The 14,381-nt window shown below is 73.7% G+C and carries 11 protein-coding genes; 5 read left to right on the top strand and 6 right to left on the bottom strand.

Annotation, left to right across the window (positions count from 1 at the left end; translation table 11 throughout):
- Positions 1-419: 419 nt before the first annotated feature.
- The 3 genes from ACWGN5_RS40550 (at position 420) to ACWGN5_RS40560 (ending at position 3,218) form a co-directional block, all read left to right on the top strand.
- On the top strand, positions 420-1,205 hold the full coding sequence (locus ACWGN5_RS40550; RefSeq protein ID WP_453523656.1) for an SDR family oxidoreductase: 786 nt from the start codon (positions 420-422) through the stop codon (positions 1,203-1,205).
- 38 nt (positions 1,206-1,243) lie between these two features.
- Positions 1,244-2,302, top strand: a complete 1,059-nt coding sequence (locus ACWGN5_RS40555; protein WP_453523658.1) for a P1 family peptidase — start codon at positions 1,244-1,246, stop codon at positions 2,300-2,302.
- A 73-nt stretch (positions 2,303-2,375) separates the two neighbouring features.
- A complete protein-coding gene (locus ACWGN5_RS40560) occupies positions 2,376-3,218 on the top strand; it encodes a DUF6227 family protein (protein ID WP_453523661.1) in 843 nt (280 codons plus the stop codon).
- Between the two features lie 68 nt (positions 3,219-3,286).
- On the opposite strand, the gene ACWGN5_RS40565 is transcribed toward ACWGN5_RS40560, so the two are convergent.
- Together ACWGN5_RS40565 and ACWGN5_RS40570 are read right to left on the bottom strand one after the other, a co-directional pair.
- Positions 3,287-4,798, bottom strand: coding sequence for a glycosyltransferase family 39 protein (locus ACWGN5_RS40565; protein WP_453523664.1), 1,512 nt, complete (start codon positions 4,796-4,798; stop codon positions 3,287-3,289).
- A gap of 10 nt (positions 4,799-4,808) precedes the next feature.
- Complete coding sequence (locus ACWGN5_RS40570; protein ID WP_453523666.1) at positions 4,809-5,888, bottom strand: glycosyltransferase; 1,080 nt, start codon at positions 5,886-5,888, stop codon at positions 4,809-4,811.
- Positions 5,889-6,204: 316 nt separating this feature from the next.
- Here ACWGN5_RS40570 and ACWGN5_RS40575 point away from each other — a divergent pair, with 316 nt between their 5' ends.
- Complete coding sequence (locus tag ACWGN5_RS40575) at positions 6,205-7,479, top strand: hypothetical protein (RefSeq protein WP_453523669.1); 1,275 nt, start codon at positions 6,205-6,207, stop codon at positions 7,477-7,479.
- A gap of 83 nt (positions 7,480-7,562) precedes the next feature.
- Here ACWGN5_RS40575 and ACWGN5_RS40580 read toward each other — a convergent pair whose 3' ends face one another.
- The 4 genes from ACWGN5_RS40580 to ACWGN5_RS40595 form a co-directional block, all read right to left on the bottom strand.
- The gene (locus ACWGN5_RS40580) at positions 7,563-9,635 is read right to left on the bottom strand and encodes a fructose-specific PTS transporter subunit EIIC (RefSeq protein ID WP_453523671.1); all 2,073 of its coding nucleotides are present in this window, start codon (positions 9,633-9,635) and stop codon (positions 7,563-7,565) included.
- Positions 9,632-10,585 carry a 1-phosphofructokinase gene (gene pfkB, locus ACWGN5_RS40585; RefSeq protein ID WP_453523674.1) on the bottom strand — a complete coding sequence of 318 codons (954 nt, stop codon included), beginning with the start codon at positions 10,583-10,585 and terminating at the stop codon, positions 9,632-9,634. Before pfkB ends, ACWGN5_RS40580 begins: the two co-directional genes overlap by 4 nt.
- On the bottom strand, positions 10,582-11,343 hold the full coding sequence (locus ACWGN5_RS40590) for a DeoR/GlpR family DNA-binding transcription regulator (protein WP_453523676.1): 762 nt from the start codon (positions 11,341-11,343) through the stop codon (positions 10,582-10,584). Before ACWGN5_RS40590 ends, pfkB begins: the two co-directional genes overlap by 4 nt.
- A 207-nt stretch (positions 11,344-11,550) precedes the next feature.
- Entirely contained in the window at positions 11,551-13,080 is a 1,530-nt protein-coding gene (locus ACWGN5_RS40595) for an MFS transporter (protein ID WP_453523679.1), read from the bottom strand.
- Positions 13,081-13,142: 62 nt separating this feature from the next.
- On the opposite strand from ACWGN5_RS40595, the gene ACWGN5_RS40600 reads away from it, so the two are divergent.
- Positions 13,143-14,150 (top strand): helix-turn-helix transcriptional regulator, encoded by a 1,008-nt coding sequence (locus ACWGN5_RS40600; RefSeq protein WP_453523682.1) that lies wholly within the window; start codon positions 13,143-13,145, stop codon positions 14,148-14,150.
- Positions 14,151-14,381: the final 231 nt, after the last annotated feature.

The following is a 14,381-nucleotide window of genomic DNA, read 5'->3' on the forward strand; positions in this document are numbered from 1 at the left end:
GTGCCCACCCGCCGGGACGGCGCCCCGCCCGTTGTGGGCAATCGTTCCGCTGGGGCGGAACGGGTGGGCACACGGGACGGCGCCCTCCGCGGCGCCTCCGCGTTCCGCGCCCTGACCCGCACCCCTGTGCGCGGCGCACGCGTGGTGCGGGTCCAGGCGCGGGAGCCTCTGGCGCCGGCAAGGGCGCCGTCCGTTGTGCCCACCCGTTCCGCCCCAGCGGAACGATTGCCCACAACGGGCGGGGCGCCGTCCCGGCGGGTGGGCACCGCCCCGGCGGAACGCATGCCCACAACGGGCGGAAGCGCGCCCACAACGGGGCGGGCGTCAGCCGGCTGTCAGTGGTTCGTCAGCGCGTCGCGCGAGCGTTCCTTCCGTGCCCCGGGGACCCGCCCCAGCGCACCGGAAACGAGGAGACCCTCATGCAGAGCCCCACCAACCCCCGCACCGCCCTCGTCACCGGCTCCTCCCGCGGTATCGGCCGCGCCCTCGCCCGGCGGCTCGCCCGGGACGGGATGGTCGTCGCCGTGCACTACGGGCAGGACGCCGCCGCCGCGCAGGAGACCGTCGACCTGATCGTCCGGGACGGCGGGCGGGCCTTCTCCGTCGGGGCCGACCTGGCCACCCACGACGGCGTGCTCGCGCTCGTCGAGGGCGTCCGGGCCGGGCTCACCGCCCACACCGGCGAGCCGGCCCTCGACGTCCTCGTCAACAACGCCGCCGCGACGACCTCCGGCGGCCACCTCGCGGACGAGACCCCGGAGGAGTTCGACCGCCTCTTCGCGGTCAACGTCCGGGCGCCGTACTTCCTCGTCCAGGGCCTGCTGCCGCTGCTCAGGGACGGCGGCCGGATCATCAACATCGGGTCCGCCGTCACCCGGATCGCCCTCGCCGACGAGTTGGCGTACGCGATGACGAAGGGCGCCATGGAGACCTTCACCCGCACGCTCGCCAACGTCGTCGGGGAGCGCCGGATCACCGTCAACACCGTCGCCCCCGGCCCGACCCGGACCGCCTCGCTCACCGCCGCCATGGCGGCGATGCCCCAGCTCGAAGCGATGCTGATCGCCGGCCAGGCGCTGCCGTGGGTCGGGCAGCCGGAGGACATCGCCGACCCGGTGGCCTTCCTGGCCTCGGAGGACGGCCGCTGGATCACCGGCACGGTGATCGACGCCTCGGGCGGCACCTACCTCGGCCCGAAGCGCTGACCGGAGCGATCAGCCAAGCGCCGTGGTAGGGAGGGGACATGACACTTCAGGACTCGATCACCGACGTGACCGGCCTGCGCGTCGGCCACGCGCGCGTGGACCGGCCCGGGGCCCTGAGCGGCACCACGGTCGTCCTGGCCCCGGAGGGGGGCGTCGTCGCCGCCGTGGACGTACGGGGCGGGGGTCCCGGCACCCGGGAGACGGACGCCCTGGACCCGCGGAACGTGGTGCAGCGGATCGACGCGGTCGTCCTGACCGGCGGCAGCGCGTACGGCCTCGACTCCGCCTCCGGGGTGATGGCCTGGCTGGAGGAGCGGCACCGGGGCGTGCGGGTGGGCCCCGACCCGTCCCACGTGGTGCCGGTCGTGCCCGCCGCGTGCGTCTTCGACCTGGGCCGGGGCGGCGACTTCACGGCCCGCCCGGACGCGGCGACGGGCCGCGCGGCGGTGGCGGCGGCCGCTGCGGCCGGGGACCACGCGCGCGTGGAGACGGGCGCGGTCGGCGCGGGCACGGGGGCCGTCGTCGGCGGACTGCGGGGCGGGGTCGGGACCGCGAGCACCGTCCTGGAGTCGGGGATCACGGTCGGCGCGCTCGTGGTGGTGAACGCGGTCGGCGCGGCCGTCGACCCGACGAACGGCGTCCCGTACGGCTCCTACTACGACGCGGGCCGCCTCGACTTCCCCGACGCCTCCGTCCACGAGGCGGCCGGGCGGCGCCTCGCGGAGGCGCGCAAGGCGGCCGCCCCGCCCCCGCTGAACACCACGCTCGCCGTCGTCGCCACGGACGCGGTCCTCACCCGGGCCCAGGCCCGGAAGGTGGCCGGCACCGCGCACGACGGCATCGCGCGCGGGGTACGGCCGGTGCACCTGATGAACGACGGGGACACGGTCTTCGCCCTCGCCACCGGGGCCCGGGAGCTCCCGGAGGGGCCCGGCCCGCTCGCCCTGAACGAGATCCTGGCGGCGGGCGCGGACCTGGTCACCCGGGCCATCGTGCGGGCCGTCCTCGCCGCCCCGGGCGGTCTGCGCGGCCCGGGCGGCGACTTCCCCTCGTACCGCGAGCTGTACGGGCCGGAAGCAGACGCGTACTCCCGGTAAGGGGGCGGGAGTTGGAGGAAAAGGGCGGGAACTTCGCGAGCGGGCCCTTCGTTTTGCCGGAACCCCGGACACGATGTCAGACCCAGGGACTACGTTAAGCAAGCACCAAGTGACATGCGGCGACGGCCTGGAGACCCTCTTGAACGATCCGCAGGATCCTCACGATCCGTACGAGACGACCGAGACGCACCTTGAGCGACTCCTCGGCCGGGCGCTCAACTCCTTCGACCTGCCCGACTCCACCGTCGAGCGCCTCGGCACGGCGCTCGCCCACTCCAGCGCGCTGCACTCCTCGCACCACAGCGCGTCGCTGCACCGCACGACCCACCGCCATACGTATCTGCTCGCCGACGGCAGCGCGCTCAGCGTCTGGGAGCTCGCGCACAACGCCGGCCGGGACGGCGCGACGCAGCACGAGCTGTACCTGGAGGAGGCGGAGGCGCGGCTCGCCGCCTCCCGGCTCCCGGCCGGGCCGCTGCCGGGGTGGACGGCGGAGCGCGCCGACGGCCGCGTCCTCGACGAGGACGACGACCTGGAGCTGCTGAGCGCCCTGCTCGCCCGCCCGATACCGGCCCAGCCCCGGATGTACGTGCCGGACAACTCCCCGGACCACGCGCGCCGCGTCCTGCGCCGCGCGGAGAACGCGGACCGGCCGGGCGAGCGTACGGCCCGCCGTCTCCGGCTGGCCTTCGCGCACCACATCACGCAGGCCTTCGGCCGCCACTGCCCGGTGGAGGGCGGCCGGGACGCCGGCTTCACCCTCTACGAGCACCAGTTCCTGCTGCTCGACGGCAGCGAGGTCAGCCTCTGGGAGGTCGAGCACACGGCGACGCCGGACGGCCGGCACATGTGCGAGGTGTACGAGGACGAGCACGCGGCCCGCGGAGCGATGGAGTCCCGCTCCCGGGTCCGCTGACGGGAGGGCCCGCCACCGGGTCCGCTGGCGAAAGGGCCCGCTACCGGGTCCGCTGACGGGAGGGCCCGCTACCGGGTCCGGACCAGGAGCGCGACGGTGACTCCCGTCAGCCGCTCGGTGCCGGACGCCGTGTAGCGGGCGCGCAGGGCGCGGGCCTGGGCCGGGGGAAGGGCGTTCAGCGGATCCGCCTCGCCCGCGGGCACGACCAGCCAGATCCGCCGCTCGCCGCGCAGGCAGCGCGCCGGGTCCGGGCACTCCGAGGACCGCAGGTCCGCCCGGTCGGCCGCGGAGCGGTCCAGGAAGACGTCGCGCGGGCGCAGTTCGCGGGGCAGGTAGTGGCGCACGCCCACGTCGAGCAGACGCCAGTGGTCGTCGCCCCGGTCGAAGACCACCGCGTCGCCGGGGCGGTGGTACCTGCGGATGGTGTCGGCGGCGCCCCGGTAGTCCACGCCCTGCCAGAAGTGCGCGTACGGCTCGCGCAGCGGCCGCTGGTCGGGCAGCGTGAACAGGGCGAGCCCGGCCAGGAGGACGGCGAGGAGGGCCCGCGGCCGTACGTCCCGCAGCCCGGCCCCGGCCAGGACCGCCCAGGCGGGCAGCGTGAACAGCAGATAGCGGAAGTGGAAGTACGACACGTCCCCGTGCGAGGCCGTCCACAGGATCAGCACGGGCGCCGCGGCCGAGACGGTCGTCGCGCGGAGCCGGGCCCGGTCCGTGCGGTTCTTCGGGTGCGCCCAGGCCACCGCCGCGAGCGCCAGGACCGCGCCCGCGGCGAGCCCGGCGCCGAACAGCTGCGGCCAGAGACCGGCCAGGTCCCACAGGTCGGGCCGGGGGATCCAGGAAACCTGCCGCCCGGCCTGCGACCGGCCGAGGGCCACGACCGGGGCCACCGAGGCCACGCCGAGGAAAGCGGAGACGCCGCAGCGCAGGACGACGCCCCGTCCCTTCGCGGCGGCCGCGACGACATGGCCGGCGAGGGCCGTCAGCGCCACCAGATGCAGCAGGCCGATCGCCGTCACGGCCAGGGCGTACGCCGCCCAGCGCCATGTGCTGTCCGGGCGGTCGAGGGCCCGGAGGAGGAGCAGGGTGGCGAGGGCGACCGCGAGGACGACGAGGGCGTACGGCCGGGCCTCCTGCGCGTAGCGCGTCACCACCGGGGTCAGGGCGAAGAGCAGCCCCGCCACGAGGCCGGCACGCCGCCCGAAGAGCCGCGCGCCGATCAGGGCCGTGCAGACCGCCGCCCCGGTCGCCGCGAGCACCGAGGGCATGCGCAGGGCGAGATCGGAGTCGCCGAAGAGGCCCGTCCAGCCGTGCAGGAGCAGGTAGTAGGCGGCGAGGACGGCATCCACGTGGTGGACCGTGTCGAGGAGCCGGTCCGTCGAACGGGTCGCCATGTCCCAGCTGCTGAGCTCGTCCTGCCAGAGCTGGGGACGCCCGGCCCCGTACAGGCAGAGGACCAGCGAGAGGAGCCCGGGCCACAGCCACACGCCCCACGGGTGGCGGTGATCCTCGGCTTCAGGGCGTGGCGGGCGGCTGCGGGCGGGGTCCGCGGCACGGTCCCGTACGGGGGTGGGGGTTCCCATCGACGGCTCCTCAGGCGAGCGCGGGGGCGGGGGCGGGGGCCTGGCCGAGCTTCGCCACGGCGAACGCCCGGTTGGCGCGGGTCTGTTCGCGGTAGGACCCGGGCAGGTCGGGCAGGGCCAGGAGACGGTCGCAGGCCGCCAGCGAGGCGGCGTGATCCCCGATCCAGTACGAGCTGATCGAGTACTCGAAGAGCAGCCCCCACCGGTACACCCACGGCTGCATGAACAGCAGGTCGGCGGGCTGCTTCCGGTCCAGGACGGCGGAGACGACGGCGTGGGCGGAGTGGTGGCGGCCCCGCTTCCGCAGCCGTGCCGCCAGCTCGTAGCAGGCCTCCAGGCGCTCCGGCCGCGACTCCCACGCGCGCGTGAGGGCGTCCATCCCGGCCGGCCAGTCGTCGGCTTCGGCCCGGAGGATGCCTGCCTGGAGCAGGGAGTAGTACACCTCCTCGCCCCAGCCGCCCATGGCCGCGCGCCGCTCGTAGAGGGCGACGGCCTCGTCGGAGCGGCCCATGTCCCGCAGGGTCTGCGCGAGGTAGAAGACCGTACGGGGATTCGTCGGGTCCCGGTCGAGCTCGGCGCCGAGGAGACGGGCGTCGCGCTCGAACTTGTCGTGGCGCGAGCCGCCGTCGGCGTGGTCCTCGATGACGAGGGCGTCCAGGTTCTCCTGGACGTGGTCCCGGTCGGCCGTCAGGTACTCGTGGGTGACGCCCTCGTACCGCCACGGCAGATCGCCTCTGACCAGGCGTTTGATGCGGTACTCCAGGGCCCCCTCGTGCCGGATCATGTACGCGTCGGCCAGCGGGCCGCCGTCGGCGGGCAGCGGGCCGTCCTGCCGCAGGACGTGGTCGGCGTCCATGAGCAGCAGGTAGTCGGCGCGGCCGCGGGCGTGCGCGATGTTCAGGCTGCGGTTGTGGCCGAAGTTCACCCAGGGCTCCTCGCGCAGCTCCCCCGGGATGCCGTCGAGGGCCTTGCGGATGAGCTCCCGGGTGCCGTCCGTGGAGCCGGTGTCGGAGATGACCCAGGTGTCGATGAGACCGCGGACGGAGGCGAGGCAGCGCTCGATCACCGCGGCCTCGTTCTTGACGATCATGCACAAGCAGATGGACGGACGCACGGCAACACCACTTCCGGTGGGGGCGGGGGGATCCCTCGGGGGCCGATCGGGGCGTGACCCTATGGGCGACTCCCCGTGGATGCGGTGTCGGCACGCCGACGGGCCGTTCGAAGTTCGCCGTTGCGTACGCATCCATTCGGCTATCCGTGCTAGGCCATGGCGCTGAGAACGCCAAGAAACCGTCAAGTCTTTGCATGCGCGATCCGATGATCCGATTAAAGGGAGCGAGATCCGGCTCCCTCTCTCGACCTCACTCACACCGGCCACAGCGCCGGTGGAGGAAGGAGCATGCATGCGTCCTGATGCCAGGACCAGGTCCCCGCTCGGCCCGCTGCCCCGGCGGCACGCATGGCTCTGCAGCGGCGCCATCGCCTCCGTCGCGCTACTCCTCACGGGCTTCGCCTCGCCGGCGGCGGCCACGTCGTGGAGGCAGACCCCCGGTACGACGCTGGCGGGCACCCCGGCGGGCGACCACTGCGAGGAGCGGCCCCCGCACGAGGACGGCCCGCCGCCCCACCACGAGGACGGCCCCCCGCCGTGGGAGCAGGACGGTCCCCCGCCGTGGGAGCAGGACGGCCCCCCGCCCGACGACCTCAAGGGCTACCTCGACCACCAGATCCAGCCCCTCCTGGACGGCCACCAGCCCCGCGCCCTGACGGACAGGCTGCTCGGCGGCGGTGACGACGGCCACGGCGACGACTGCAAGCCCGGACCACCGGGCCCGACGGGCCCGACCGGACCGAAGGGACCGACCGGACCGACCGGGGCTACGGGCGCTACGGGCGCTACGGGCGCCACCGGTCCCACGGGACCGACCGGCCCCACCGGACCGACGGGACCGACCGGAGCCACGGGGGCCACAGGCGCCACGGGCGACACCGGACCCACGGGACCGACCGGACCCACAGGGCCGACCGGAGCCACAGGAGCCACGGGTGACACCGGGCCCACCGGACCCACGGGCGACACCGGACCGACCGGACCCACCGGAGCCACAGGCGCCACGGGCGACACCGGACCCACGGGACCGACCGGACCCACAGGGCCGACCGGAGCCACAGGTGACACCGGCCCGACCGGACCCACGGGCGCGACAGGCGCAACCGGACCCACCGGCCCCACTGGACCCACCGGACCCACCGGCCCCTGCTCCGACATCGACACCTACAGCCCCTCGAACACCGAGGACTTCCAGGCGGTGCTCACCGGCGACAAGGTGTACGTCGGGAAGGCGTCCGTGCCGGGCGGGACGATCGTCTGGCAGGACCTCACCAACTTGACCGCGACCATGACCGATCCCGCGAACGGCTCCGAGGAGGACGGGACCGCCTTCCCCGGCACCGCGTGCGGGGTCGCCATCGAGGCACAGGGCAACGATGCGTTCGTCAAGATCGTCAGGACGAACGGCGAGGTGTGGCAGACCCACGGCGACATCAACGGCCAGACGTTCGTCTGGAGCGAAGGCTGGTTCCAGCAGACGACACCCACCACGGGTGCACTGCGCAATTTCAAACGCGCTCTGCCTCCAGGCACCGCACGCAACCTCATCCCGGGCCTGAAGTCCTGACCGACGGGTGACGGCTGAGGGGCGGTGCGCTCGCGGTGCGCACCGCCCCTCTTCGTCCGGCCCCTCCTGTCCAGGGGCCGGGGTCAGGCCGCCACGGTCACCCTCGTGTCGGCCTGGGTCCGCTCGCCCTCGGGCGCCGCCTCGGGGGCGCTTTTCCGGGCGCTCTTGAGGAGGATCACCAGTCCGGCGCTGACGACCGTGCCCGCCGCGATCGCGAGCAGGTAGAGGAACGGGTTGCCGATCAGCGGGACCACGAAGACGCCGCCGTGCGGGGCCCGCAGGGTGCACTCGAAGGCCATCGACAGGGCGCCGGTGACCGCGCCGCCCGCCATCGCCGCAGGGATGACCCGGAGCGGGTCGGCGGCGGCGAAGGGGATCGCGCCCTCGGAGATGAACGAGGCCCCGAGGACCCAGGCGGCCTTGCCGTTCTCGCGCTCGGTCTTCGTGAAGAGCCGGCCCCGTACGGTCGTGGCGAGGGCCATCGCCAGCGGCGGCACCATGCCCGCCGCCATCACGGCGGCCATGACCTTGAGGGAGCCCTCGCTGGGGTTGGCGAGGCCGCCGACGGCGAAGGCGTACGCGACCTTGTTGACCGGGCCGCCGAGGTCGAAGCACATCATCAGGCCGAGGATGACGCCGAGGATCACCGCGTTGGCGCCGGAGAGGCCGGACAGCCAGTCCGTCAGGGCCTTCTGGAGGCTCGCGATCGGCTTGCCGACGACGAGGAACATCAGGAAGCCCACGACGATCGAGGACAACAGCGGGATCACGACCACCGGCATGATGCCCCTGAGGACGGCGGGTATCCGCACCCGCTGGATGGCGAGGACCGTGCCGCCCGCGATGAGGCCGGCGACGAGGCCGCCGAGGAAGCCCGCGTTGACGGTGAGCGCGATCGCGCCGCCGACGAAGCCGGGGACGAGACCGGGGCGGTCGGCCATCCCGTACGAGATGTACCCGGCGAGGACCGGGACGAGGAAGCCGAACGCGAGGCCGCCGATCTGGAACATCAGCGCGGCCCAGCTGTCGACCTGGCCCCAGTCGAAGTGCTGGGTGACGGAGGGGGCCTTGTTGATGTCCCAGCCGCCGATGGCGAAGCCGAGGGCGATGAGGAGGCCGCCCGCGGCGACGAACGGGACCATGTAACTGACGCCGGACATCAGCCACTTGCGGAGCTTGGTGCCGTAGCCCTCGCCCGGCTCGCCCGCGCTCTCGACGGGTGTGGGCCTCGCGGTGGAGACCTCGCCGCGTGCGGCCTTGTCCCGGACCTCGGCGATGAGTTCGGCGGCGCGGTTGATGCCGGCCTTCACGCCCACGTCGACGGTCGGCTTTCCGGCGAACCGTTCCTTCTCCCGTACCGGCACGTCGTGCGCGAAGATCACGCCGTCCGCGGCCGCGACGACCGCCGGGTCGAGCCGGGTGAACCCGGCCGAACCCTGCGTCTCGACGGAGACCTCGACGCCCGTGGCCTCGCCCGCCTTCTCCAGCGCCTCGGCCGCCATGTAGGTGTGAGCGATGCCGGTGGGGCAGGAGGTGACGGCGACGATCCGGAAGGGCGCCTCGGCGGCCGGGACCGGTGCGTCCGTGGCAGGGGCCTCGGCGGAAGGGGCCTCCGTGGAAGGGGCCTCGGCGGAAGGGGCCTCCACGGAAGGGACCTCCACAGAAGGGGCCTCCACGGAAGGGGCCTCCACAGAAGGCTCCTCCGCAACCGGCTCCTCCTCCCCCGCGATCAGCGCCGCCGCCCCCGCCGGGGACGTCGCGGAGCGCAGCGCGTCCGTGAACTCGGGGTCCATCAGGTGGCGCGCCAGGGAGGACAGGATCGTCAGATGGGCGTCGTCCGCGCCCGCCGGGGCCGCGATCAGGAAGATCAGGTCCGCCGGGCCGTCCGGGGCGCCGAAGTCGACTCCGGCGGCGGAGCGGCCGAAGGCGAGGGTGGGTTCGGTGACGTGGGCGCTGCGGCAGTGCGGGATGCCGATGCCGCCGTCGAGGCCGGTCGGCATCTGGGCCTCGCGGGCGGCGACGTCGGCGAGGAAGCCGTCGAGGTCGGTCACCCGGCCGCGTGCGACCATGCGCTCCGCGAGCGAACGGGCCGCCGCTTCCTTGCTGTCGGCGGACAGGTCGAGGTCGACCAGGTCCGCGGTGATCATCCTGCTCATCGCGGGCTCCCTTGCTCGCTGAGTACTCGGTCGAGGGGTACGTCGGCGGTCACCGTGACCGCCGCCGGGTCCAGGTCGCCCGGCGTGGGCATCTCGCTGCCGGGCAGCTGGACGGCGGCCGCGCCGTGGGCGACGGCGGCCGCGAGGGCTTCGGGGCCTTCGCCGCCTGCCGCGAGGAAGCCGGCGAGGGAGGCGTCGCCCGCGCCGACGTTGGAGCGGACGGCGGCGACGGCTGCGTGGCCGTACCAGACGCCGTCCGCCGAGACGAGGAGCTGGCCGTCGGCGCCGAGGCTGGCGAGGACGGCGCCCGCGCCGAGATCGCGCAGTTCCTCGGCCGCCTTGACCGCGTCGCCGACGGTGGCGAGCGGGCGGCCGACGGCCTCGGCGAGTTCGTCGGCGTTCGGCTTGACGACGTCGGGGCGGGCGGCGAGCGCCGCGAGCAGCGACGGGCCCGAGGTGTCGAGGGCGATCCGGGCCCCGGCGCCGTGGGCGCGGGTGACGAGCCGGGCGTACCACTCGGGGGCGAGGCCGCGCGGGAGGCTGCCGCAGCAGGCGATCCAGTCGGCGGCGGGCGAGTGGGCGCCGACGGCGGAGAGCAGGGTCTCGGCCTCCTCGCCGCTCAGTTCCGGGCCGGGCGCGTTGATCTTCGTCAGGGTGCCGTCCGGTTCGGCGAGGGCGATGTTGGAGCGGGTGTGGCCGGCGACGGGGACGGGGGCGACCTCGATGCCCCGGCCCGCGAGGAGCTGGGCGACGAGGGCGCCGGGGGCGCCGCCGAGGGGCACGACGGCGACGGTGCGGTGTCCGGCGGCGGCGACGGCGCGGGAGACGTTGACGCCCTTGCCGCCGGGGTCGACGCGTTCGGCGGCGGCGCGCAGCACCTCACCGCGCTCCAGGCCGGGGACCTCGTACGTCCGGTCCAGGGAGGGGTTGGGGGTGACGGTGAGGATCATGCGCGTACGACTTCCGTTCCGGTGGCCTCGATGGCCGCGGCGTCCTCGGGGCTGAGCCCGCTGTCGGTGACGATCAGGTCGACGTCGGCCAGGTCGCCGAAGCGGGCGAAGTGCTCCTGGCCGTGCTTGGCGGAGTCGGCGAGGAGCACGACCCGGCGGGCGGCGGCGACGACGGCCCGCTTGACGGCGGCCTCGGCGAGGTCGGGGGTGGTGAGTCCGTGCTCGGCCGAGAAGCCGTTGGCGCCGAGGAAGGCGACGTCGGCGCGGATCTCCCCGTACGCCCTGAGCGCCCAGGCGTCGACGGCGGCGCGGGTGCGGTGGCGTACGCGGCCGCCGACGAGGTGCAGGTCGATGCCGGGGTGGTCGGCGAGGCGGGCGGCGACGGGGAGGGCGTGGGTGACGACGGTCAGGGTGCTGTCGAGGGGGAACTCGGCGGCGAGCCGGGCGAGGGTCGTGCCGGCGTCGAGGACGACGCTGCCGTCCGTGGGGAGTTCGGCGAGGGCGGCGCGGACGATGCGGTCCTTCTCGTCGGCGGCGGTGGACTCGCGCTCGGCGAGGTCGGGCTCGAAGTCGAGCCGTCCGGCGGGGATGGCGCCGCCGTGGACCCGGCGGACGAGCCCGGCCCGGTCGAGGGCCTTGAGGTCGCGCCGTACGGTCTCGGCGGTGACCTGGAACTCCTCGGCGAGGGAGAGGACGTCGACGCGTCCGCTCTCGCGGGCGATCCGGAGGATCTCTTGCTGGCGCTCGGGTGCGTACATGCCTGTCTACGTCCGTTCGATGCCCGAACCTGTGGTTTCAGTGTCAGGCTACGCCGGGATTTCCGCCAAGTAAACGGATTCGGGCATTCATCTGGGCACAAACGGACATCGGTCTTGCCTGTACGGGCATCGGGCCCTTGCCCGGGTACGACGAAGGGCCCTGCCCCCGGGACGAATCCCGGGACCAGGGCCCTGCCAGGTGCCGGCTCAGTGCGCGAGCACCGGCTCCTTGTCGACCGTCACGGTCTCGTCGGCCTCGTCGCCGCCGCCCTCCAGGTGCTGCTTCGGCTTCGCCGGCAGCGCGAACATCACCAGGAAGATCACGGCGAGCACGCCCGCCGCCCAGCCCAGCGAGTTCTGGAAGGCGTCCCCGAACTCCGCCCCCACCTCGGCCGGAGCCTTGGCGAGCTTCTCGTCGTCGATCGCCCCGAAGAAGACCACCGACACCAGGCCGAGTCCGAGCGCGTTGCCCATCTGCCCGGTCGTGTTGATCAGACCCGAGGCCGAACCGGCGTGCTCCTTCGGCACCTCCGAGAGCACCGCGTCCGTCAGCGGCGCCACGATCAGGCCCATGCCGAGGCCCATGACCACCAGCGGCGGGATCATCTGCCAGGAGTGGATCCCGGTCCCGTACCGCCCGGACACGAAGACGTAGAGCAGGATGCCCGCGATCATCGTCAGCGCGCCCGCCTGGAGCACCTTCCGGCCGAAGCGCGGCACCAGCTTCTGCACGGACATGCCCGCCGCCACCGACACCGAGATCGAGAACGGCACCCCGGTCAGACCCGCGTGCAGCGGGGTCCAGCCGAGCCCGATCTGCATGTACAGCGTCCAGACCAGGAAAAAGATGCCGAGCACGACACCGAAGGTCAGCTGCACCGCGATGCCCGCCGCGAAGCTCTTCACCCTGAACAGCGACAGCTCGACGAGCGGCGAACCGTCCTTCTTCGTCTTGTACTTCTCGTACGCGACGAGGGCACCGAAGACGAGCAGGCTGCCGGCCATCATCAGGTGGCCCCAGAGCGGCCAGTCCAGCTCACGCCCGCGGGTCAGCGGGTAGACCAGCATGAGCAGCGCCGTCGTCACCAGGAGCACGCCGACCAGGTCGAGCTTGAGCGCCTTCGGCGCCTTCGACTCGGCGATGAACTTCCGGCCCAGGATCAGGGCGGCGACGCCGACCGGCAGGTTGATCAGGAAGATCGGACGCCACTCCAGGCCCGCGATGTTCCACTGCGTGAGCAGCGCGCCGAGCAGCGGGCCCGAGACCGCGCCGAGGCCGATGATCGCGCCGAACATCCCGAAGACCTTGCCGCGCTCGTGCGCCGGGAAGGTGGCGTGGATGATCGACAGGACCTGCGGCACCATCATCGCGGCCATCGCGCCCTGGAGGAGGCGGGAGGCGACCAGCATCTCCTGGTTGGCCGCGAAGCCGCAGAGCGCCGAGGCGAGGGTGAAGCCGGCGGTGCCGAGGAGGAAGAGGCGCTTGCGGCCGTAGATGTCCCCCAGCCGCCCACCGGTGATCAGACCGGCGGCGAACGCGAGCGCGTACCCGGCGGTGATCCACTGGATGACCGCCGGCGTGGCGCCGAGGTCCTTCTCGATGCTGGGGATCGCGATGTTGACGATCGTGGCGTCGACCAGGTCCATGAAGGCGGCGGTCATGACGATGGCGAGGGCGATCCAGCGCCGCTTGTCGCCGGCCTCTACCGCTTCCGTGGCGGCGTCGTGTGAACTCATACGAAGAAGATAGAAGTCATGTAGGTCAGGTCATGTCCTAGATGGGCGTCATCCTGGAAAACATGACGGACACCCCGGCACGACTCCTGAATCTGCTCTCGCTCCTCCAGACCCCGCGCGAGTGGCCCGGAAGCGAACTCGCCGAACGGCTCCAGGTCTCCCCGCGCACCATCCGCCGCGACATCGACCGGCTCCGCGACCTCGGCTACCCGGTCGAGGCCACCATGGGCGCGGTCGGCGGCTACCGCCTCGTCGCCGGTACGGCCATGCCGCCGCTGCTCCTCGACGACGAGGAGGCCGTCGCGATCGCCGTCGGCCTGCGTGCGGGGGCCGGGCACGCCATCGAGGGCGTCGAGGAGGCGTCCGTACGGGCCCTGGCCAAACTGGAGCAGGTGCTGCCCTCGCGGCTCCGGCACCGGGTCTCGGTCCTCCAGAACGCGACGATCCCGCTGACCCGGGGCGACGGCGCCACCGTCACGCCCGCCACGCTGACCGCGCTCGCGGGAGCGGTCACCGGGCACGAGCGGCTGCGGTTCGGCTACCGGGCCGGGGACGGGACGGAGACGAAGCGGCTGGTGGAGCCGTACCGGCTGGTGTCGACCGGCCGCCGCTGGTACCTCGTCGCGTACGACCTGGGGCGGGAGGACTGGCGGACCTTCCGGGTGGACCGGGTCAGCGAACCGCTCCCGACGGGCGCGCGCTTCACCCCGCGGGAGCTGCCGTCGGGCGACGCGGCCACGTACATGGCGCGCTCGATGGCCCGGGCGCAGGGCGAGGTCGACCTCGACGTGACCTTCGCCGCGCCGGCCGAGTTCGTCGTCGCCCGCCTCCCCTCCCACCTCGTCCCGGTCGCGACGGACCCGGACCACTGCCGCCTGCGCGCCCGCGTCCCGGACTCGGTCGAATGGCTGGCCCTCCGCCTGGCCCTGATGGACGTCCCCTTCACGGTCCACGGCCCGGATCCGCTGATCACGCACATGAGGGACCTGTCGGAGAGGCTGGCGTCGGCAGTTGTGGGCAATCGTTCCGCTGGGGCGGAACGGGTGGGCACAACGGACGGCGCCCTCTAGCGGCGCCTCCGCGTTCCGCGCCCTGGCCCGCACCGCCGTGCGCCGTGCACGGGTCGCGGGCCCAGGCTCGGGAGCCTCTGGCGCCGGCAGGGGCGCCGTTCCGTTGTGCCCACCCGTTCCGCCCCGGCGGAACGCATGCCCACAACTGCCGACGCCAGCCTCTCCGACAGGTCCCTCATGTGCGTGATCAGCGGATCCGGGCCGTGGACCGTGAAGGGGACGTCCATCAGG

It is taken from the genome of Streptomyces sp. NPDC055815 (assembly GCF_053616475.1).